The 18,797-nt window shown below is 61.9% G+C and carries 21 protein-coding genes; 12 read left to right on the top strand and 9 right to left on the bottom strand.

Going from position 1 to position 18,797, the window contains the following annotated elements; genetic code table 11:
- Position 1 precedes the first annotated feature (1 nt).
- The 4 genes from EIY71_RS21365 to EIY71_RS21350 are packed head-to-tail and all read right to left on the bottom strand — an operon-like array spanning position 2 to position 3,006.
- Entirely contained in the window at positions 2-727 is a 726-nt protein-coding gene (locus EIY71_RS21365) for a DUF484 family protein (protein ID WP_007951894.1), read from the bottom strand.
- A 13-nt stretch (positions 728-740) separates the two neighbouring features.
- A complete protein-coding gene (gene dapF / locus EIY71_RS21360; RefSeq protein WP_011336523.1) occupies positions 741-1,571 on the bottom strand; it encodes a diaminopimelate epimerase in 831 nt (276 codons plus the stop codon).
- 4 nt (positions 1,572-1,575) lie between these two features.
- Complete coding sequence (gene lysA / locus EIY71_RS21355) at positions 1,576-2,823, bottom strand: diaminopimelate decarboxylase (RefSeq protein ID WP_102685858.1); 1,248 nt, start codon at positions 2,821-2,823, stop codon at positions 1,576-1,578.
- Between the two features lie 9 nt (positions 2,824-2,832).
- Entirely contained in the window at positions 2,833-3,006 is a 174-nt protein-coding gene (locus EIY71_RS21350; protein WP_007951888.1) for a lipoprotein, read from the bottom strand.
- Between the two features lie 239 nt (positions 3,007-3,245).
- Between EIY71_RS21350 and cyaY the strand changes: the two genes are divergently transcribed.
- The 3 genes from cyaY (at position 3,246) to rnk (ending at position 4,346) form a co-directional block, all read left to right on the top strand.
- On the top strand, positions 3,246-3,578 hold the full coding sequence (cyaY, locus tag EIY71_RS21345; protein ID WP_007951887.1) for an iron donor protein CyaY: 333 nt from the start codon (positions 3,246-3,248) through the stop codon (positions 3,576-3,578).
- Between the two features lie 4 nt (positions 3,579-3,582).
- The gene (locus EIY71_RS21340; protein ID WP_045121669.1) at positions 3,583-3,807 is read left to right on the top strand and encodes a DUF1289 domain-containing protein; all 225 of its coding nucleotides are present in this window, start codon (positions 3,583-3,585) and stop codon (positions 3,805-3,807) included.
- Between the two features lie 128 nt (positions 3,808-3,935).
- Positions 3,936-4,346 (top strand): nucleoside diphosphate kinase regulator, encoded by a 411-nt coding sequence (rnk, locus tag EIY71_RS21335; RefSeq protein WP_007951886.1) that lies wholly within the window; start codon positions 3,936-3,938, stop codon positions 4,344-4,346.
- A gap of 6 nt (positions 4,347-4,352) precedes the next feature.
- Here rnk and EIY71_RS21330 read toward each other — a convergent pair whose 3' ends face one another.
- The 3 genes from EIY71_RS21330 to EIY71_RS21320 all read right to left on the bottom strand — a co-directional run bounded on the left by EIY71_RS21330 (position 4,353) and on the right by EIY71_RS21320 (position 8,112).
- A complete protein-coding gene (locus EIY71_RS21330; protein WP_085746780.1) occupies positions 4,353-7,196 on the bottom strand; it encodes a class I adenylate cyclase in 2,844 nt (947 codons plus the stop codon).
- A 194-nt stretch (positions 7,197-7,390) separates the two neighbouring features.
- Positions 7,391-7,636: a TIGR02647 family protein gene (locus EIY71_RS21325; RefSeq protein WP_007951883.1), complete on the bottom strand. Its 246-nt coding sequence runs from the start codon at positions 7,634-7,636 to the stop codon at positions 7,391-7,393.
- 191 nt (positions 7,637-7,827) lie between these two features.
- Entirely contained in the window at positions 7,828-8,112 is a 285-nt protein-coding gene (locus EIY71_RS21320; RefSeq protein ID WP_085746779.1) for a hypothetical protein, read from the bottom strand.
- Between the two features lie 123 nt (positions 8,113-8,235).
- Here EIY71_RS21320 and EIY71_RS21315 point away from each other — a divergent pair, with 123 nt between their 5' ends.
- Entirely contained in the window at positions 8,236-8,895 is a 660-nt protein-coding gene (locus EIY71_RS21315) for a glutathione S-transferase (protein WP_085746778.1), read from the top strand.
- Between the two features lie 127 nt (positions 8,896-9,022).
- Here EIY71_RS21315 and argH read toward each other — a convergent pair whose 3' ends face one another.
- On the bottom strand, positions 9,023-10,417 hold the full coding sequence (gene argH, locus EIY71_RS21310) for an argininosuccinate lyase (protein ID WP_011336517.1): 1,395 nt from the start codon (positions 10,415-10,417) through the stop codon (positions 9,023-9,025).
- A 474-nt stretch (positions 10,418-10,891) separates the two neighbouring features.
- On the opposite strand from argH, the gene EIY71_RS21300 reads away from it, so the two are divergent.
- From EIY71_RS21300 to rsd, 7 genes are all read left to right on the top strand, one after another.
- Positions 10,892-11,638: a LytTR family DNA-binding domain-containing protein gene (locus EIY71_RS21300; protein WP_007951875.1), complete on the top strand. Its 747-nt coding sequence runs from the start codon at positions 10,892-10,894 to the stop codon at positions 11,636-11,638.
- Between the two features lie 138 nt (positions 11,639-11,776).
- Positions 11,777-12,718, top strand: a complete 942-nt coding sequence (hemC, locus tag EIY71_RS21295; RefSeq protein WP_007951874.1) for a hydroxymethylbilane synthase — start codon at positions 11,777-11,779, stop codon at positions 12,716-12,718.
- Positions 12,715-13,482, top strand: coding sequence for a uroporphyrinogen-III synthase (locus tag EIY71_RS21290; RefSeq protein WP_134023005.1), 768 nt, complete (start codon positions 12,715-12,717; stop codon positions 13,480-13,482). The genes hemC and EIY71_RS21290 overlap by 4 nt, the downstream gene beginning before the upstream one ends.
- 16 nt (positions 13,483-13,498) lie before the next feature.
- Positions 13,499-14,641 (top strand): uroporphyrinogen-III C-methyltransferase, encoded by a 1,143-nt coding sequence (locus tag EIY71_RS21285; RefSeq protein WP_102717325.1) that lies wholly within the window; start codon positions 13,499-13,501, stop codon positions 14,639-14,641.
- Positions 14,638-15,876 carry a heme biosynthesis protein HemY gene (locus tag EIY71_RS21280; RefSeq protein WP_102685852.1) on the top strand — a complete coding sequence of 413 codons (1,239 nt, stop codon included), beginning with the start codon at positions 14,638-14,640 and terminating at the stop codon, positions 15,874-15,876. The genes EIY71_RS21285 and EIY71_RS21280 overlap by 4 nt, the downstream gene beginning before the upstream one ends.
- 219 nt (positions 15,877-16,095) lie before the next feature.
- Positions 16,096-16,647 (top strand): disulfide bond formation protein B, encoded by a 552-nt coding sequence (locus tag EIY71_RS21275; RefSeq protein ID WP_085746773.1) that lies wholly within the window; start codon positions 16,096-16,098, stop codon positions 16,645-16,647.
- A 185-nt stretch (positions 16,648-16,832) separates the two neighbouring features.
- Positions 16,833-17,291 (top strand): sigma D regulator, encoded by a 459-nt coding sequence (gene rsd / locus EIY71_RS21270; RefSeq protein ID WP_102685851.1) that lies wholly within the window; start codon positions 16,833-16,835, stop codon positions 17,289-17,291.
- A 60-nt stretch (positions 17,292-17,351) separates the two neighbouring features.
- Here the strand turns inward: rsd and EIY71_RS21265 are convergent, their stop codons facing one another.
- Positions 17,352-18,017, bottom strand: coding sequence for an FKBP-type peptidyl-prolyl cis-trans isomerase (locus EIY71_RS21265; protein ID WP_085746772.1), 666 nt, complete (start codon positions 18,015-18,017; stop codon positions 17,352-17,354).
- Positions 18,018-18,209: 192 nt separating this feature from the next.
- Here EIY71_RS21265 and EIY71_RS21260 point away from each other — a divergent pair.
- Positions 18,210-18,797 (top strand): AlgP family protein (locus tag EIY71_RS21260; RefSeq protein WP_218568801.1); only part of this gene is annotated, 588 nt, incomplete at its 3' end.

The raw sequence follows: 18,797 nt of genomic DNA, 5'->3' as shown, positions 1-18,797 counted from the left end.
CTCAGCGTACCGAGCGCAGGGAGCTGTTGACCCGTGGCAGCACGCGACCCATGACTTCGGCGATGTAGCTGAGGAACAGCGTGCCGACCGAGCTCTTGTAGTGCTGCGGATCACGGCTGGCGATGGCCAGGATTCCGTGGATGCCCTGATGGCTGACGGCGACCACGGCGGTGGAGCCGATCTGCTTGCGCTGTTCTTCGCCGAACAGGAAGTCCAGCTCATGCTCACGCAGGCTGCCGCTGACGCTCTTGCCTTCGGTGAGCAATCCGCCGATGGCGGTTTGCGCGTCGGCGTGGGTCACCCAGCGGCCGACCGGGGCCGGGTTGTCGCCCAGCAGGATCAGGCTGACGAAGGGCACCTGAAAATCCTGACGCAGGCTGTCTTCGACGCTGATCACCACGTCTTCCAGAGTGGCGGCGTCCATCAGGGCGAGGATCAAGCGGCGGGTCTTGTCGAACAGGCGATCGTTGTCCCGGGCGACGTCCATCAAGTGCGAGAGACGATGACGCATCTCGATGTTGCGGTCGCGCAGGATGGCCATCTGGCGCTCGACCAGCGAGACGGTATCGCCGCGCTGATGGGGGATGCGCAGGGACGGCAGCAGTTCTTCATGCTCGACGAAGAAGTCCGGATGAGCCTCCAGGTACGCGGCAACCGCTGCCGCCTCCAGGCTCTCGGACGCTGATTCACCGGACTGTCGGGCGGGTACCTGAGGCTTATCGGTCATGGCTTCTGCTCACTCAAAGACGCACTTGTCCTTCGTATACGCGCACTGCCGGGCCGGTCATCAACACCGGTTGGCCGGGGCCTGCCCACTCAATGGACAGACGCCCGCCCGGCAGGTCGATCAGCAGTGGCGAATCCATCCACCCCTGACTGATCGCAGCTACAGCAGCAGCGCAGGCACCGGTGCCGCAGGCCTGGGTTTCCCCGGCGCCGCGTTCCCAGACGCGCAGTTGCGCGCGATGGCGGTCGATGACCTGGAGAAAACCGACGTTGACCCGCGCCGGAAAGCGCGGATGGTGTTCGATTTTCGGCCCCAGTTCATGCACCGGTGCAGTGTTGATATCGCTGACCCGCAGCACCGCATGGGGGTTGCCCATGGACACCGCCGCCAGATCGACCGGCGTACCGTCGACATCGACCTGATAACTCAGGGCCTGCTCCGGCGCCTGGAACGGAATGTCCGCCGGCACCAGGCGCGGGGCGCCCATGTTCACGCCGATCTGGCCGTCATTACGCACGTCCAGTTCGATGATGCCGCCCTTGGTCTCGACGCGGATCTGCCGTTTGGCGGTCAGACGCTTGTCGAGCACGAAGCGGGCGAAGCAGCGCGCACCGTTGCCGCACTGCTCCACTTCGGAACCGTCGGAGTTGAAGATCCGGTAACGGAAATCCACATCCGGATTGCTCGGCGCTTCGACGATCAGCAACTGGTCGAAACCGATGCCGGTGTGCCGGTCGCCCCACATTTTTGCGTGCTTGGGCTGAATATGCGCGTGCTGGCTGACCAGGTCGAGAACCATGAAGTCGTTGCCCAGGCCGTGCATCTTGGTAAAACGCAGCAGCATGGGGTTACTCCGGCAGCAGGCTTTCGCCGGCAAACAGCTCGGCCACGGTTTCGCGGCGACGCACTTCAAATGCCTGATCACCATCCACCAGCACTTCAGCGGCACGGCCGCGGGTGTTGTAGTTGGAGCTCATCACGAAACCGTAGGCACCGGCCGAATGCACGGCCAGCAGATCGCCTTCTTCCAGCGCCAGTTCGCGTTCCTTGGCGAGGAAGTCGCCGGTTTCGCAGATCGGGCCGACGATGTCGTAGGTACGCGCAGCAGTATCGCGTGGCTTGACCGGGGTCACGTCCATCCAGGCCTGGTACAGCGCCGGGCGGATCAGGTCGTTCATGGCCGCGTCGACGATAGCGAAGTCTTTGTGCTCGGTGTGCTTGAGGTACTCGACCTGAGTCAGCAGCACACCGGCGTTGGCGACAATGAAGCGGCCCGGTTCGAACACCAGCGCCAGATCACGACCGACCAGACGCTCGCGTACAGCCTTGATGTAATCGGCGGCCAACGGCGGCTCTTCATCGCGATAACGCACACCCAGGCCGCCACCGAGATCGATGTGACGCAGGTGGATGCCGCAATCGCCGAGGCGATCGACCAGATCCAGCAGGCGATCGAGGGCATCGAGGAACGGCGGCAGGGTGGTCAGTTGCGAACCGATGTGGCAGTCGACGCCGACCACTTCCAGGTTCGGCAGGTGCGCGGCACGCACGTACACGTCTTCGGCGTCGGCGATGGCGATGCCGAACTTGTTCTCTTTGAGACCGGTGGAAATGTACGGGTGGGTGCCGGCATCGACGTCCGGGTTCACGCGCAGCGAGATCGGCGCACGAACGCCCAGTTCGGCGGCGACCACTTGCAGGCGCTCGAGCTCGTCGGTGGATTCGACGTTGAAGCAATGCACGCCGACTTCCAGCGCACGGCGCATGTCGTCACGGGTCTTGCCGACGCCGGAGAACACGATCTTGTCCGGGCTGCCGCCGGCGGCCAGAACACGCTCCAGCTCGCCACGGGAAACGATGTCGAAACCGGCACCGATACGGGCCAGGACATTCAGGACGCCGAGGTTGGAATTGGCCTTGACCGCGAAGCACACCAGGTGCGGCATGCCGGCCAGCGCATCGGCGTAGGCCAGGTACTGGGCCTCGATGTGCGCGCGGGAGTAGACGTAGGTCGGTGTGCCGAAGCGATCGGCGATGGCGGACAGCGCCACACCTTCCGCGAACAGTTCCCCGCCACGGTAGTTAAAAGCGTCCATGGCGATCCCTTAGTAAACGTCGTGCTTGTGTGCCTTGGAGACAGGCTGCTTTTGCGAAGACTGGGCTTGCTCGGCCGGGTCCTGATCTTCATCGGGCAGGTACAGCGGGCCTTTTTGACCACAAGCCGAAACAAGGCAGGCAACCGCGACGAGCGCAGCAAGGGAAGAGATCAGGCGCTTCATGGCGAAATCCTTGAAAATGCGTTAATTGCGCCGGAGTATACCGGCCACCCGGCAGCTTGCCTATGCGACGGAACTCCCGTCCGGCGGGGCTCGGGCTGCGGCGCGGAAACTTTTCCCGCGTGGCGGGTGGATATTTCGTCGCCGGGCAGGGCGCTTGGTCGTTATCCTTTGCAATCGGCTGGCAGCGTCCGTATCTTGCGGCGCTTGAGCCTGATCAGACATTTTTTGAGGTTGCCGCAATGAGTTTGTCCGAAGCCCGTTTCCACGATCTGGTCGATGAAACCCAGGAAAAACTGGAAGACATCTTCGACGACAGCGACCTGGACATCGACATGGAGAACTCGGCCGGTGTGCTGACCGTCAAGTTCGAGAACGGCACCCAGCTGATCTTCAGTCGTCAGGAACCGTTGCGTCAGCTGTGGCTGGCCGCGGTGTCCGGCGGTTTCCACTTCGACTACGACGAAGAAAGCGAACGCTGGATGTGCGACAAGAGCGAAGAACAGCTGGGCGAAATGCTCGAGCGCATCGTCAAGCAGCAGGCCGGCACCGAATTCGATTTCGAAGGCCTGTGATTTCGTGACTGATACTGCGCCCGTCCGTCCGCCGAAGCCGCTCTACAGCAACGTCAGCCCGGCCGTCCCTTCGCCGTGCACCGGCGTGTGCCGGCTGGATGAACAGAAGGTCTGCCTCGGCTGCATGCGCCATGTCGAAGACATCCGCGAGTGGCGTTCGGCCGATGACGAGCGCCGCCGGGTGATTTGCGCGCAGGCGGCTCAGCGCCGGCAGCTCGCCGGAGCGTAGCTTGTATATTTTTTGAGCTGTGATAGTGTCCGGAAACGCCTCAACCCATCGAGGCCTGGTGAAAACCCCGTCTTTTTTGGCGGGGTTTTGCTTTTTTTGTGTGCAGAAGAAAGGAGTCTGCCCGGATCATGACCGCACCTTCCATCACCCTTACCCGTCTGGACGTGCAACGTCTGGAGCGCCTGATCGACAGCCTGGATGACACGCTGCCGGGCGTGATCGCGCTGCAAACCGAACTGGACCGCGCCGATACCCTGGTCGGTCACGATGAAGTGCCTGCCGATGTCGTGACGATGAATTCCCGCGTGCACTGCCGCGAAGAGAGCAGTGGCAAGGACTACCACCTGACCCTGGTCTACCCGAAGCACGCCAACGCCGACGAAGGCAAAGTCTCGATCCTGGCCCCGGTCGGCAGTGCGCTGCTGGGCCTGAAAGTCGGTCAGCACATCGACTGGCCGGCTCCGGGTGGCAAGACCCTGAAACTGACTTTGCTCGAAGTCGAATCGCAGCCGGCCAACGGCGGTGATTTCCCGGAGTAACCCGCCTCAGACCTGCTCGAGCGCGTCGTTCAGAGAGCGTTCCAGGTCGGCCTTGTAACGCAGATACAGATTGCTCGAACTCTGCCCGTCACCGATCACACCCGACAGGTCCAGGTCGGTGATGTAGCAGCGGTAGCGCTCGCTTTCCCGGCGCTGCCCGACGATCTCCCGGGCGACCACGCTGAACAGCTGGTCGCCATGTTCCAGCTCGCTGAATTCCCGTTGATTGCAATACAGCGTGACCTGCACTTCGCCGGGTGCGGCTTTGCCGACGATCGCCTGCACGTCGTAGAACGGTTTGTTGACCGGCGTCTGCGGCGCCGGGCGCATTTCGACCCGTCGTGCGCGTCCCGGCCCTGATGGCAATAACTGGTAATACAAGATTTCAAGGCTGGCGGCATGGCCCGCATCCATCGGCAGCAGCGCTTCGCGGCGGAACTGGATCGATTGCAGGAACCGCTGCAGCGGCACCAACAGGCTTTGCTCGTCGTGATAGGGCAAGTGCTGTTGCCACAGCGCATTGAACTCGTCGAGTACGTACAGCTCGGCGGTTTGTTCGGTGATCCGGTAGAACACCTGAATGCATTCGGGCTGGCCCATCGGCAGGATCAACGCCAGGTCGTGGTCTTCCAGCGCCATCGGGTCCAGGTGCAGCGGGCTGTAGCGCGGCTGTTCCTCGCCCAGGTAATCGAGCAGCGCCGGCAGGGTGGCGAGGGGCACATGGCTGACCTGGCCCGGCACCAGTTCCAGCACGTGGTAATGCTGTTGCACCTGAATCAGGTAGCGGTGATTCAGGTCGCTGAGCAACAGCGTCTGCGCGGTGTCGACAATTTCTTCCACCCGGCGGGCGATGAATTGCGCGCGGTTGTGACAGAAACAGCGCACTCGCAGCGAGGGCTGTTGCGGCCCGCGCGGCAGGTTGTTGAGGTAATCGCGCAGGCAGTCCATCAGGGCATGCGGGCCATCGAAGCGGTTGACCAGCACTTCGTTCCAGCTGTTGAGCGTGACCTGATCCAGGGTCAGCACCAGGTTTTCCCGCACGCCGGCGTAGCTCAGGGAGTCCGTGCGCTCGGTGGTCATCAGGATGTTCAGGTCGCGGTGATGCTTGAGCGGATCGACTCCGACATTCACCAGCATCAGCACTTCGCTCGGCACGGCGGCGCGCAGCAGCGGTTCTTCGGCGACGGTCGACAAGGGCAGGGCGATGCTTTGTTGCAGGCTGCCGAGCAGGTTGAACAGCTCGAACTCGCTCAAATCGCTGGTGCCGGGGTGCAGGGCCAGTCGGGTGCTGCTGTCGATCACGCCGTTGCGGTGGCACCAGGTCAGCAGTTCGAGCAACTCGCGGCTGCGCTTGATCGGCGCGAAGTGTTCCCACTCCAGCGCCGTCAGGCTGCCGTTGTACAGGCCCCACTGGGTTTGTCCCGGTTCCTTTTTGTTCGGCGATTGCACCAGGGTCAGGGTGTCTTCGGCCAGGTCCGGGGCGATGCCGGGATTGATGAACTCGACCTTGTCGGCCTTGCGTTCGAACGCTGCGTACAGGCGCCGGCCGAGAACGTTGAGGTCGCGCTTGTTGATCAGGCTGACCGTCTGTTCGGTGCGGGCGAACTGGGTCAGGAAGCGGTAGCTGTAATTCAGCTCGTTGACCAGCGCCCGGCGCTCGGCGCTGACCTGGCGGACTTTCCACTGGCTGCGGCTGTCGAGCAGCGCCAGTTGCCGCTGATCCCAGTGCCATTCGCTGGCCAGTCTTTCCAGCAGTGAACGCTGCCAGCTCTGGGTGCGGGTGTTGCCGGTGAGCTTGCGGTTGACCTTGAGGTACAGCGCGCGGCGTACCAGCTCCAGGCGCTCCGGCTCGTTGCGCGCAGTGAGGTATTCCTCGATCCGCCGGTAGACCACCATGTACGGGTCCAGCTCGTCGAGATCCAGCCGGTTGGCGAACACCGCCTGCTTGAAGCGCAGGCTCAGACATTGCACCTGCGGATGTTCGCTGGCGTAAACCTCGGTCAGCAGCAGCTTGAGCACCGATTTGTAAGGTGACTCGATGCCTTTGAACAGTTGCCACAGCCCGGCGCCGACGAACTCGCCCGGCGGAATGTGCGCCATCGGCCCCAGGTCGAGGGTTTCATCATTGCGGATGAAACGTTTGGAAATCAGCGTGTGGGTGTACGCGTCGTAGGCACGTTCTTCGTAGACCGGCACCAGCCACCAGATCGGCGTGCGCCCGGCGAGCCAGATCGCGGTGCGGTAGAACTCGTCCAGCAGCAGATAGTGCTGGGTGGTGCCGCAATCTTCGGAGCTGAGTTGAGTGTCGCGTTCGCCTTTGATGAAACGCACCGGGTCGATCAGGAAAAAGTGCGCCTCGGCTCCCTGGCTGGCGGCCCAGGTTTCGAGCAACTGGCATTTCTTGCGCAGTTCGGCCAGCTCGCTGTCGCTCAGGTCGGGGGCGTGGCAGACCCACACGTCCATGTCGCTCTGGTCGGCCTGGGCCAGCGTGCCGAGGCTGCCCATCAGGAACAGCCCATGAATCGGCCGTGGCGGGTTGCTGCCGTGACGCGGCTTGTAGGAGAACGAGCGGGTCAGGCGCTGGGCTTCGGCAAGCGCATCGGCTTCCGGTTCGTAATTCGACAGCCCGGCCGGCGTACTGCCCGAGACATAACCCGGCAACAGCGGATGATTGACGTGGAAAAACAGCGGCAGCAGCGTCAGCACACTTTGCTGGCGCGTCGAAAGACCTTCCAGCGCCCGGTTCAGGCGGCCTTCATTGAGTTTGAGAAAACGTGCACGTAGCTGGCTGAGTACCTTGCGGTCGATGCCTTCGTCCAGGTCGGGGCGGATTTCATGGGTGCGGGTCATGTCGGCTCAAACCGGCGCGCAGGGCTCGGAGGCAAATGGTCTCGGGTGTCCGGGAGTTTAGCGCCTGAGCGACAGGAGTTTTAAGCTGAATTTGTTTTTTGACGTCAGATTTCTATCGCGCGGCGATGGGCGACGTTCATGGCTGGCCCGCGGAAATCCCGTGGCAGGGGTTTCCGTGGGCAAAGTCGGGAGGATCAGGCGGTTTGCTGCTCTTTGAGAATCGTCAGTACGGTTTGCACGTTCTGTGCGGCATCGCGACCGAGGCTGGTCAGGTAACCGCCATCAGGCTGGTCTGTCAGTTCTTTTTCGAACAGGCGTTGTGCGGCGGCAATGTGCTTCGGGGCAGCGGTCTGATGAATTTTCAGACCTTCCTGGGAACTGTCCAGGTTGAAGAGTGCGAGGACTTCCAGTTCGGCAACCAACTCAGGGGTAAGCGACATAAGGACTCCAGACTTTCTAGGAATTGGACGACAGCGCCCCTAAGGTGAACCTGCCGGCGCGGCCTGTCCAGTGCGCGTGTCAGGGTTTTTATCCCGGGGTGGATTCCAGTGTAGTCAGGGGGCGGCAGAAGGCCGCGAAGATGGGTGACAAATTGTGTGGGAGCAGGTCTGCTCCCACAGCGAGGGGCCGTTTACTGCTTTTCCGGTGGCAACTCGGGCAGTGCGCGCAGCGAGGTTTCGTACCACTCGGTATCGAACGCGCGGTCTTCGTCGAGCATCGCGTCGATTTCACAGGCCAGCACGTGGGCCATCAGATTCAGGATGTCATCACGCTCGTAACCGACCAGCGTCAGCTTGTTGAAGGTTGCCTTGGCCGCTGGCGGGTTGTCGCTTTCGATCTGGTTCTCGATCGCTTCGATCAGCGTCGATTCGGTGAACTCTTCTTCATCATTGTCGATGTCAGTCGGCTCGCTCATGGCAGGCTCCTCAAGGAAAGGCGCCAGTTTACCCGCATTCAGCAGCGTGATGCTGCTGGCGCGAATCCCTGGTGCGATCTATAAACAGGCACTGCCCACCCCGCACGGCCTGGAGGCTATGTGATGTTCAAGCTCTATGGATTCTCCGTCAGCAACTACTACAACATGGTCAAACTGGCGCTGCTGGAAAAAGGCCTGCCGTTCGAGGAGGTCACGTTCTACCCGACACCAACGCCTGAGTCTCTGGCCATCAGCCCGCGTGGCAAGGTGCCGGTGCTGGGGGCCGAAGGTGGTTACATCAACGAAACGATGGTGATGCTCGAATACCTCGAAAGCAGTCAAAAGGGTGTCCCGCTGTTGCCGACCGAGCCGTTTGCCCGTGCTCAGGTGCTGGCAGTGGCCAAGGAAATCGAGCTGTATATCGAGCTGCCGGCACGAGCCTGTTACGGCGAAGCGTTTTTCGGTACGGCGCTGCCGGAGGCGATCAAGGAGAAAACCAAGGCTGAATTGCTGCTGGGCTTTGCGGCGCTGGGGCGCCACGGCAAGTTCGCCCCGTATGTAGCGGGCGACAGCTTGAGCATTGCGGATTTGTATTTCCTCTACAGCGTGCCGCTGGCGGTTGCCGTGGGGCACAAGCTGTTCGGTCTGGATTTGCTGGCGGAGATGCCGAAGGCCAAGGCGCTGCTGGAGCGGCTTGAGCAGAATGCGCATGTGCAGAAGATTGCAGCGGACAAGGATGCGGCGATGCCGGCGTTTTTGGCGATGATCGCCGCCAAAAAGTAGCATTTTGTAGCGTTTTGAAATCAGTCATCGCGGGCAAGCCCGCTCCCACAGGGTTTTCGGTTGAAACACAATTGCATGTTCGACACTGAACCTGTGGGAGCTGGCTTGCCAGCGATGTTTTTGGCTTTTAGCGGCTGGCGATCAACGCCTGACCACGAACCACGGCAGCCTTGACCTGCGCCGGCGCAGTGCCGCCGATGTGGTCACGGGCATTCACCGAGCCTTCCAGGGTCAGCACGGCAAACACGTCCTGCTCGATCTGGTCGCTGAACTGGCGCAGTTCTTCCAGGCTCATTTCCGCCAGATCCTTGCCGGTGTCGACGCCGTACTTCACGGCATGACCGACGATCTCGTGGCAATCACGGAACGGCAGGCCACGGCGTACCAGGTAGTCGGCCAGGTCAGTGGCAGTGGAGAAGCCGCGCAGCGCCGCTTCACGCATGATCGCGTGCTTAGGCTTGATCGCCGGGATCATGTCGGCAAAGGCGCGCAACGAGTCGCGCAGGGTGTCGGCGGCGTCGAACAGCGGTTCCTTGTCTTCCTGGTTGTCCTTGTTGTAGGCCAGCGGCTGGCCTTTCATCAGGGTCAGCAGGCCCATCAGCGCACCGAACACTCGGCCGGTCTTGCCGCGTACCAGCTCTGGCACGTCGGGGTTTTTCTTTTGCGGCATGATCGAGCTGCCGGTGCAGAAACGGTCCGGCAGATCGATGAACTGGAACTGCGCGCTGGTCCACAGCACCAGCTCTTCGGAGAAGCGCGACAGGTGCATCATCGCGATGCTGGCGGCCGAGCAGAATTCGATGGCGAAGTCGCGGTCGGACACGTTGTCCAGCGAGTTGCCGCCGACGGCGTCGAAGCCCAGCAGTTGCGCGGTGTATTCGCGGTCGATCGGGTAAGTGGTGCCGGCCAGCGCGGCGCTGCCCAGCGGCATGCGGTTGGTGCGCTTGCGGCAGTCGACCAGGCGCTCGTAGTCGCGGCTGAGCATTTCGAACCAGGCCAGCATGTGGTGCCCGAAGGTCACTGGCTGAGCGGTCTGCAGGTGGGTGAAGCCCGGCATGATGCTGGCGGCTTCACGCTCGGCCTGCTCCAGCAGGCCTTTTTGCAGGCGGGTGATTTCGCTCAGGATCAGGTCGATCTCGTCACGCAGCCACAGGCGGATGTCGGTGGCGACCTGGTCGTTGCGGCTGCGGCCGGTGTGCAGCTTCTTGCCGGTGACGCCGATGCGGTCGGTCAGGCGTGCTTCGATGTTCATGTGCACGTCTTCGAGGTCGACGCGCCAGTCGAACTGGCCGGCCTCGATTTCGCCCTGGATGGTCTTCAGGCCATCGATGATGCTGTCGCGCTCGGCATCCGTCAGCACGCCGACCTTGGCCAGCATGGTGGCGTGGGCGATCGAGCCCATGATGTCGTGGCGATACAGGCGCTGGTCGAAAGTGACGGAGGCGGTGAAGCGGGCGACGAAGGCGTCGACGGGTTCACTGAAGCGGCCGCCCCAGGACTGATTGGTCTTGTCAGTGCTCATGAATTCGCTCGTATCGGCTTGAAGAAAGAAGGCGTGAAACGCTGGCGCGGATAATAACAGGGTTGCCAATCCTGTCGCTGACACTGGTCGATACGTTTTTTTCTCATGACCTGATCCATAGTCGCCGGTGTCGCCGGGGGATTTGCGCAAGGATATTTTTCGATTGAGCAATATCGGCCCGACGAGCGTCTACAGTAGGACATAGGGGTCGACGTGGCGGCGGATCGCGCAAAGGTCCGGCCACCGACTATAAGAAGAGAGAGGGGTGGGTGTATTGGCCATTGGCATACCCTGCGTAAAACGCAGTCGGCGACGGGCGTCAGGCGGTACGTTGCAGGTGTCGGCAAATATTGCCGGCCGACGTACGGCACTTTTTGGCGCTCGCGCTAGTCTTAGCGTGGATCGCGGTGACGGACGTCACTCCACTTGTCTACGCTATCCTTGTGCGAGACTCACGCAGGAATCCAGCGCAATATGAATGTCCTGATCGTTGATGACGAACCACTGGCCCGCGAGCGACTCAGCCGAATGGTGAGCGAGCTCGAGGGCTACACAGTCCTGGAGCCCAGCGCCACCAATGGCGAAGAGGCGTTGGCGCTGATCGACAGCCACAAGCCGGATATCGTGCTGCTCGATATCCGCATGCCGGGCCTCGATGGCCTGCAGGTGGCTGCCCGTCTGTGCGAACGCGAAACCCCGCCAGCCGTGGTGTTTTGCGCAGGTCCCGATGAATTTGCCGTGGAAGCCCTGCAGGCCAGCGCCGTGGGCTATGTGGTGAAACCCGTGCGAACCGAACATCTGCATGACGCCCTGAAACGGGCTGAACGTCCCAACCGGGCCCAGCTCTCGGCCCTGACCCGTCCTGCCGCCGAAAGCGGTAACGGCCCGCGCAGCCACATCAGCGCCCGGACCCGCAAAGGCATCGAATTGATCCCGCTGGATCAGGTGGTGTACTTCATTGCCGACCACAAATACGTGACCTTGCGCCACGAAGGTGGCGAAGTCCTTCTGGATGAACCGCTCAAGGCGCTGGAAGACGAATTCGGCGAGCGCTTCGTGCGGATCCACCGCAACGCGCTGGTCGCCCGCGACCGCATCGAGCGATTGCAGCGCACACCGCTGGGCCACTTCCAGTTGTTCCTCAAGGGCCTCAACGGAGATGCGCTGATCGTCAGCCGCCGGCATGTGGCGGGCGTGCGCAAAATGATGCAGGGGCTTTAGTCCGCAGGCTCCGGGCGGTTCTTCGTTTCATTCACCAGGCATCGCAGGCCAGGGAGGCCACGCCGTTTCTGATTCAGGTCAAAGTGGATTTGGCTGAGCTGTTATTATCCGCCGTATCTATTCAGTACGGATTGATCCATGTCCTCTCGCGAAATCCGCATCGCCACCCGCAAAAGTGCTCTGGCCCTCTGGCAGGCCGAATACGTCAAAGCCCGTCTGGAAGCAGCCCACCCGGGCCTGCTGGTGACGCTGGTGCCCATGGTCAGTCGCGGCGACAAGCTGCTTGATTCGCCCCTGTCGAAAATCGGCGGCAAGGGCCTGTTCGTCAAGGAACTGGAAACCGCGCTGCTGGAAAACGAAGCCGACATCGCCGTGCATTCGATGAAAGACGTGCCGATGGATTTCCCCGAAGGCCTCGGTCTGTTCTGCATCTGCGAGCGTGAAGACCCGCGTGACGCGTTTGTCTCCAATACGTATTCCAGCCTCGATGCGTTGCCAGCCGGCAGCATCGTCGGCACCTCCAGCCTGCGTCGCCAGGCACAGTTGCTGACGCGCCGTCCGGATCTCGAGATCCGTTTCCTGCGCGGTAACGTCAACACCCGTCTGGCCAAGCTCGACGCCGGCGAGTACGACGCGATCATCCTCGCGGCAGCCGGTCTGATCCGCCTCGGTTTCGAAGACCGCATCACCTCGGCCATCAGCGTCGACGATAGCCTGCCGGCCGGTGGCCAGGGCGCCGTCGGTATCGAATGCCGCAGCGCCGACACTGAGATTCATGCCTTGCTCGCGCCCCTGCATCACGCCGACACCGCCGACCGTGTCACCGCCGAGCGTGCCCTTAACAAACATCTGAATGGCGGCTGCCAGGTGCCGATCGCCTGCTACGCCGTGCTCGAAGGCGATCAGTTGTGGCTTCGCGGCCTGGTGGGCGAGCCGAGCGGCGGCAAGCTGCTCAGCGCACAGGCTCGTGCACCGCGTGCCGCAGCCGAGACGCTGGGTGTGCAGGTGGCCGAAGACCTGCTCAGTCAGGGCGCCGACGATATTCTCAAGGCAGTCTACGGCGAGGCAGGTCACGAGTGACCGCCTGGCGCCTGCTGCTGACGCGCCCGGCGGAGGACTGTTCGGCGCTCGCCACCGTGCTGGCCGAACAAGGGATTTTCAGCAGCTGTCTGCCGCTTTTGGAAATCGCGCCACTGCCGGTCTCTGACACAATGCGCCGCACGATCACGCAACTGCCGCGTTACAGCGCGGTGATCGTGGTCAGCAAACCGGCGGCGCGGATCGCGGTGGATCTGCTCGACGCTCTGGGTCTGGCGACTCTGACGATGCCGTGGTTCAGCGTGGGCGCGGCGACCGCCGCTATCCTTCGGGATCGAGGACTGGATGTGAGCTTCCCCGACGCGGGTGACGACAGCGAAGCCTTGCTGCAATTGCCGCGTCTGCTGGCGGCGGTGGCAGAGCCCGGCTCGCAGGTGTTGATCCTGCGCGGGGAGGGCGGACGCGAGCTGCTGGCCGAGCGCCTGCGCGCGCTTGGTGCTAGTGTCGAATACTTGGAGTTGTACCGTCGCGACCTGCCGGACTATCCGCCGCAGGAGCTGCCCCGCAGGATTGCAGCGGAACGCCTGAACGGGCTGGTGGTCAGCAGTGGACAGGGTTTCGAGCACCTGCGCCAACTGGCTGGCGACAGCTGGCCTGTACTTGCGCAGTTGCCGTTGTTTGTTCCAAGCCCAAGGGTTGCCGAGCAGGCCAGTGCCGCCGGGGCCCGAACAGTTGTGGATTGTCGCGGCGCGAGTGCCGCGGCCTTGCTGACGGCGTTACGGGAGCATCCCGTGCCCGTTCTCTAATGCAAAGGATGGATACGTGAGCGAAACAGCCTTGCCTAAAGATGACGTTCAACCTGTGATCGATGCACCGGTTGATGCACCGCCACCGGCCGCGGAACCGCGCCGAGGCAACGGATTGGCCATTCTCGCGCTGCTGCTCGGCGCCGCCGGTGTTGCGGTGGGTGGCTGGGGTGTCTGGCAGGTGCGACACCTGCAGACCAGCACTCAGAATCAGTTGAGCCAGGTCCAGGCGTTGAACGATCAGGCCCAGACCCTGAAGCTCAATGAGCAACGACTGACCGAGCGCCTCGCGCAATTGCCCGGCGCCGATGAACTTGCCGATCGCCAGCGTCTGGTGTCGCAACTTCAGGGCGATCAGCAGCGCCTCAATCAACGTCTGGAAACCGTCCTTGGCGCCAGCCGCAAGGACTGGCGTCTGGCCGAGGCCGAGCACTTGCTGCGTCTGGCCAGCCTGCGTCTTTCCGCCCTCCAGGACATCAGCAGCGCCCAGGCGCTGGTGCAGGGTGCCGATGAAATCCTGCGCGAGCAGAATGATCCCGGCTCGTTCGCCGCTCGTGAGCAAGTGGCGAAAACCCTGGTGGCGCTGCGCAGCACCGAGCAACCGGATCGCACCGGGCTGTTCCTGCGCCTGGGCGCCTTGCGTGATCAGGTCGTCGGCCTCACCGAGCTGGCGCCGGAATACAAGGATCGCGGCGATTCGCTGCTGGGCCTGACCTCCGATGGCGACGGCGCCAGTCGCTGGGCGCAGTGGTGGGATCAGATCTCGCGCTACATCCGCATCGATTTCAACGCTGACAAAAATGTTCGGCCGCTGCTTGCTGGCCAGAGTCTGAGCCAGGTGCGTCTGGCCCTGAGCCTTTCGCTCGAACAGGCACAATGGGCCGCGCTCAACGGTCAGGCGCCGGTGTACACCCAGGCCCTTGCAGAAGCGCGTGACGTCCTCACGGGCAACTTCAATCCGGACAACCCGCAGAGCAAGATCATGCTCGAGCAGGTCGCGGAATTGAGCAAGCAACCGGTTACCGTCAACACGCCGGATCTCGCTGGAACCTTGAGTGCGGTTCAGGCGTATCTGGAGCGCCGTAACGTCAACGCCGAAGACTCGGTGAAACCCTTCGCCAAACCAGCCGCCAGCACCGCGCAGGAGGCGACACCATGAAGCGCCTGTATGTGATCGTGTTTCTGGTGATCGCGGCAACGGCGGCGCTGGGCCTGGCGATTGCCGAGCATTCCGGATACGTGCTGGTCGCCTACAAAAGCTTTCGTTATGAATCGAGCCTGTGGGCGACCCTGGCGGTGGTGGCGGTGCTGTGGCTGCTGGTCTGGGGTATCAAGGCGCTGGTCGAACTGGTGCTGACCTCGGGCGGCGTGGTCAATCCCTGGTCGCGTCGCAACCGCAGCCGTCGCGTGCAAGTGGCGATCGAGCACGGTCAGCTCGATCTGGCCGAAGGTCGCTGGGCCAGTGCCCAGCGTCACCTTTACCGGGCCGCCGAAGCCGAGCGTCAGCCGTTGCTCTATTACCTGGGTGCCGCCCGCGCCGCCAACGAACAAGGCAACTACGAGGAAAGCGATCGCCTGCTGGAACGCGCCCTCGAGCGTCAGCCGCAGGCCGAGCTGGCGATCGCCCTCAGCCATGCGCAGTTGCAGACCGATCGTGGTGATACCGATGGGGCCCTGGTCACCTTGCAGGCGATGCACGAGCGCCATCCGCACAATGTCCAGACCTTGCGTCAATTGCAGCGTCTGCATCAGCAGCGCGGTGACTGGTCGTCGGTGATCCGGCTGTTGCCGGAGCTGCGCAAAGACAAAGTTCTGCCACCGGCCGAACTGTCCGAGCTCGAGCGTCGTGCCTGGGGGGAAAACCTTTCCCTGGCGGCCCAGCGTGAAGAGGATGGAGCCGTCGGTTTGCAGTCGCTCAACCGCGCCTGGCAGCAACTGACTTCTGCCCAGCGCCAGGAGCCGGCGCTGGTATTGGCCTATGCCGAGCAATTGCGTCAGTTGGGCGCTCAGGTCGAAGCGGAAGAAGTGCTGCGCACGGCGCTCAAGCGCAAGTACGACAGCCATCTGGCGCGCCTTTACGGTCTGGTGCGCGGCAGCGATCCGGCGCGTCAGTTGCAGACGGCCGAAGGCTGGCTCAAGGATCATCCGGGTGATGCCAGCCTGCTGCTGACGCTGGGGCGCCTGTGCCTGCAAGCCAGCCTGTGGGGCAAGGCACGGGACTATCTGGAAAGCAGCCTGCGAGTACAGCGCAATCCGGAAGCGTGCGCCGAATTGGCGCGCCTGCTGGCCCGGCTGGGTGACACCGAGCGCAGCAACCTGTTGTTCCAGGAAGGACTCGGTATGCTGGATGAACGACTTTTGGCTTCGCCATTGCCCGTAGCCGTTCGGGCGTGATCAGAAAGGAGGAGCGTGCTCCTCCTTTTCTTTCCGATGACGGAATAGTTACCGTTAAATCTCCTCCAGAGCAACGTCCTACAGAGGGCTACACCGAATCCTTCGGTGCCTGTCGGGATTTCCCTACACTTCTGCTGAAGTGTCGCCAGTGACCTGCCTTGAAAGCCCGAGGCCCTTTCCTCTACCGTAACTGCCTGTCTTTATTGTTACGGATAAGCCATGTCGTTGGCCTGCTCACGCTCCCTGTTCTTTATGGCTTTTACTGCGGGGATTCTGGCCCTGGGAGCTTCCTATTACCTTGAATATGCGGTCGGTCTGGTGCCTTGCAGTCTGTGTCTGGTCCAGCGTCTGTTCATGAGCGTCCTCACCCTTTGTTGTGGTGTGGCTGCGATCCATGGGCCGCAACGTGTCGGTCTGTCGCTTTACTGGATGATGGCGTTGCTCACCAGTCTTGGCGGGACGACAGCGGCGTGGCGGCAAGTGCTGCTGCAAGGTGATTCCCTGCAAAGGTTGGCGCATTGCGCGCCGGGTCCGGAAGAAATGTTCAGCAGCCTGCCGTGGTTATGCGCGCTGATGCGGATGTTCAACGATACGGCCGATTGCGCGGAATTGTCCTGGACGCTGTTCGATCTGAGCATTCCGGAGTGGAGCCTGCTGTTTTTTGTGGGGATGTCGATCCTGGCCGTTTACCAGTTGCTGCGGCAGGTCTGGATGGCGTTGCAGCAACCGCTCAGCGGCCAACCGTCGCACCCGGTGCTGGTCAGGGATTAAACACTTGTATGAACTTTCTCTCCTGCGTACCTTGAAGCCATAGGCGTGCGGGCATAATCTGGCCCGCACGTGTCATTGGAATTGTGTTGCTCGATGACGCTCTGCCTGGCCGCCTCTCAAAGCAATATTCACAAGAAGGGGCGCGGGTGTAGAGCAGCATGACCCACAAGGGAAGAGAGATCGCCATGCTCGAAAGTTGTCAGAATGCTCAGGAACGTTGGGGTGGAGTTCATCTGCTGATCGACCGCTGGCTGCAGGAGCGTGAGGAATTGATCGCTGCCTATGACAAGCTGGGCGCCAAACCTCAGGCACTGTCCGAGGATCGAAAGCCCTTGCAGGAATTCTGCGGCGTGCTGGTCGATTACGTCTCGGCCGGCCACTTCGAGATCTACGAACAGCTGACGGGCGAGGCCAAGGCCTTCAACGACAAGCGCGGCCTGGAACTGGCCGAGACGATCTATCCGCGGATCGATGTCATCACCGAAAAACTGCTCGCGTTCAACGACCTTTGCGATGAAGGCAGATGCGTTGCGGAGAAATTCAAGGAGCTGGGCGGCCTGCTCCACGAGCGCTTCGAACTGGAAGACTGCCTGATCGAAGTGCTGCATACCGCACACAAGGAAGAGGATTCGGTTCAGGCCTGAATCGGACTTCGCAAGACACAGAAACGGTGCGCCCACAGCGCACCGTTTTTTATTGGGCGATCAACTGGTCGCGCCGCGCAATTCCACTTCGAACACCAGCGGTGTGAACGGCGCGATCAAGTCGCCGGCACCGTCGGCGCCGTACGCTTGATCCGATGGAATCACCAGACGCCACTTCGCGCCGACCGGCATGTTCTGCAACGCGGTGCGCCAGCCGGCGATCACGCTGTCGAGATTGAACCACTGCGGCTGGCTGTTCTGATCGAACACGGTGCCGTCGGGCAATCGACCGATGTACAGCACCTGCACTTTTCCATCCGGACCGGCCTTCGTGCCATTCCCCGGCGCCAGCTCGGTCAGCAGGATGCCGTCGGCCAACTCCTTCACACCCGGTTTGGCTTTTTCGGCGGTGAGAAAACGTCGCTCGCTTTCCATCGCCGCTTCAGTCGAAGGCATCGCCGCCTGCTCGGCTGTCTGCGATTCGTGATCGGCGAGGATCTGCTCGATGCGTGCTTCGCTCAATGCCAGCGGCTTGCCTTGATAGGCCTGTTGCAGGCCTTCGATCAACGCCTGGATCTGGAGCTGCGGCACTTCCTGACGCAGCCGTTCGCCGAGGCTGGCACCAAGGCTGTAAGCCAGATCGTGAGCGTCATTCGCGGTGGTTTTTTCGTCGGCCTGAGCCACGGAAAAAATCATGCAGAGGGATAAAAAAAGGTAGCGCGACATGGGCACTCTCCGTCCTGAATTGCGGTGGATTATGCCAGCGCGAACGTCTGCAACGGTGAACTGCTTTTGCCAATGCACAGAAGTTTTTCGCAAGCCTGCAACCGAGTGCTTTCGATACTGTCAACATGCCCTAGCGGCGGTAGCAGCAGAGGTCTAGTATGAGCCGCACTCACGTCAGCCAGGAGGTAAACCATGTCGGCCACCAAGAAGCCTGTAAACACTCCGTTGCATTTACTCCAACAACTCTCGGGCAGCCTGCTCGAGCATCTGGAAAACGCTTGCTCCCAAGCCTTGGCTGATGCTGAAAAACTGCTCGCCAAACTGGAAAAGCAACGCGGCAAGGCGCAAGAAAAACTGCACAAATCCCGCACCAAATTGCAGGACGCAGCAGCAGCCGGTAAAGCCAAGGCGCAGACCAAGGCCAAGGCTGCCGTGAAGGAACTCGAAGACCTGCTCGATGCGCTGAAGGATCGTCAGTCCGATACCCGCAGCTACATTCTGCAACTCAAACGCGATGCCCAGGAAAGCCTGAAACTGGCCCAGGGTGTCGGTCGTGTTCAAGAGGCTGTCGGCAAGGCGTTGTCCCTGCGTTCGGCTAAACCTGCAGCGGCACCTGCGAAAAAAGCGGCCGCCAAACCTGCTGCAAAAGCACCGGCCAAATCGCCTGCCAAAGCGCCAGTGAAAGTCGCTGCAAAACCAGCCGCGAAGAAACCCGCAGCAGCCAGCGCTGCCAAACCTGCGGCTAAAACCACAGCGGCCAAACCAGCTGCCGCCAAGCCG

Origin of the sequence: Pseudomonas sp. CH235, from assembly GCF_004368175.1 — a bacterium.
In the GTDB taxonomy this organism is placed as follows: Bacteria; Pseudomonadota; Gammaproteobacteria; order Pseudomonadales; family Pseudomonadaceae; genus Aquipseudomonas; species Aquipseudomonas paraglycinae.
Note: the sequence above shows the minus strand (reverse complement) of the source record. Positions and strands in the feature narration are given on the sequence as shown.

What these genes read in the sequence shown, in the direction of transcription:
- hemC (WP_007951874.1), top strand. Translation starts at nt 11,777, where the DNA reads ATGTCCTCTCGCGAAATCCGCATCGCCACCCGCAAAAGTGCTCTGGCC.
- EIY71_RS21365 (WP_007951894.1), bottom strand. Translation starts at nt 727, where the DNA reads ATGACCGATAAGCCTCAGGTACCCGCCCGACAGTCCGGTGAATCAGCG.
- rsd (WP_102685851.1), top strand. Translation starts at nt 16,833, where the DNA reads ATGCTCGAAAGTTGTCAGAATGCTCAGGAACGTTGGGGTGGAGTTCAT.
- EIY71_RS21325 (WP_007951883.1), bottom strand. Translation starts at nt 7,636, where the DNA reads ATGTCGCTTACCCCTGAGTTGGTTGCCGAACTGGAAGTCCTCGCACTC.
- dapF (WP_011336523.1), bottom strand. Translation starts at nt 1,571, where the DNA reads ATGCTGCTGCGTTTTACCAAGATGCACGGCCTGGGCAACGACTTCATG.
- EIY71_RS21315 (WP_085746778.1), top strand. Translation starts at nt 8,236, where the DNA reads ATGTTCAAGCTCTATGGATTCTCCGTCAGCAACTACTACAACATGGTC.
- rnk (WP_007951886.1), top strand. Translation starts at nt 3,936, where the DNA reads ATGACCGCACCTTCCATCACCCTTACCCGTCTGGACGTGCAACGTCTG.
- argH (WP_011336517.1), bottom strand. Translation starts at nt 10,417, where the DNA reads ATGAGCACTGACAAGACCAATCAGTCCTGGGGCGGCCGCTTCAGTGAA.
- lysA (WP_102685858.1), bottom strand. Translation starts at nt 2,823, where the DNA reads ATGGACGCTTTTAACTACCGTGGCGGGGAACTGTTCGCGGAAGGTGTG.
- EIY71_RS21350 (WP_007951888.1), bottom strand. Translation starts at nt 3,006, where the DNA reads ATGAAGCGCCTGATCTCTTCCCTTGCTGCGCTCGTCGCGGTTGCCTGC.
- EIY71_RS21265 (WP_085746772.1), bottom strand. Translation starts at nt 18,017, where the DNA reads ATGTCGCGCTACCTTTTTTTATCCCTCTGCATGATTTTTTCCGTGGCT.
- EIY71_RS21320 (WP_085746779.1), bottom strand. Translation starts at nt 8,112, where the DNA reads ATGAGCGAGCCGACTGACATCGACAATGATGAAGAAGAGTTCACCGAA.
- cyaY (WP_007951887.1), top strand. Translation starts at nt 3,246, where the DNA reads ATGAGTTTGTCCGAAGCCCGTTTCCACGATCTGGTCGATGAAACCCAG.
- EIY71_RS21300 (WP_007951875.1), top strand. Translation starts at nt 10,892, where the DNA reads ATGAATGTCCTGATCGTTGATGACGAACCACTGGCCCGCGAGCGACTC.
- EIY71_RS21275 (WP_085746773.1), top strand. Translation starts at nt 16,096, where the DNA reads ATGTCGTTGGCCTGCTCACGCTCCCTGTTCTTTATGGCTTTTACTGCG.
- EIY71_RS21330 (WP_085746780.1), bottom strand. Translation starts at nt 7,196, where the DNA reads ATGACCCGCACCCATGAAATCCGCCCCGACCTGGACGAAGGCATCGAC.
- EIY71_RS21280 (WP_102685852.1), top strand. Translation starts at nt 14,638, where the DNA reads ATGAAGCGCCTGTATGTGATCGTGTTTCTGGTGATCGCGGCAACGGCG.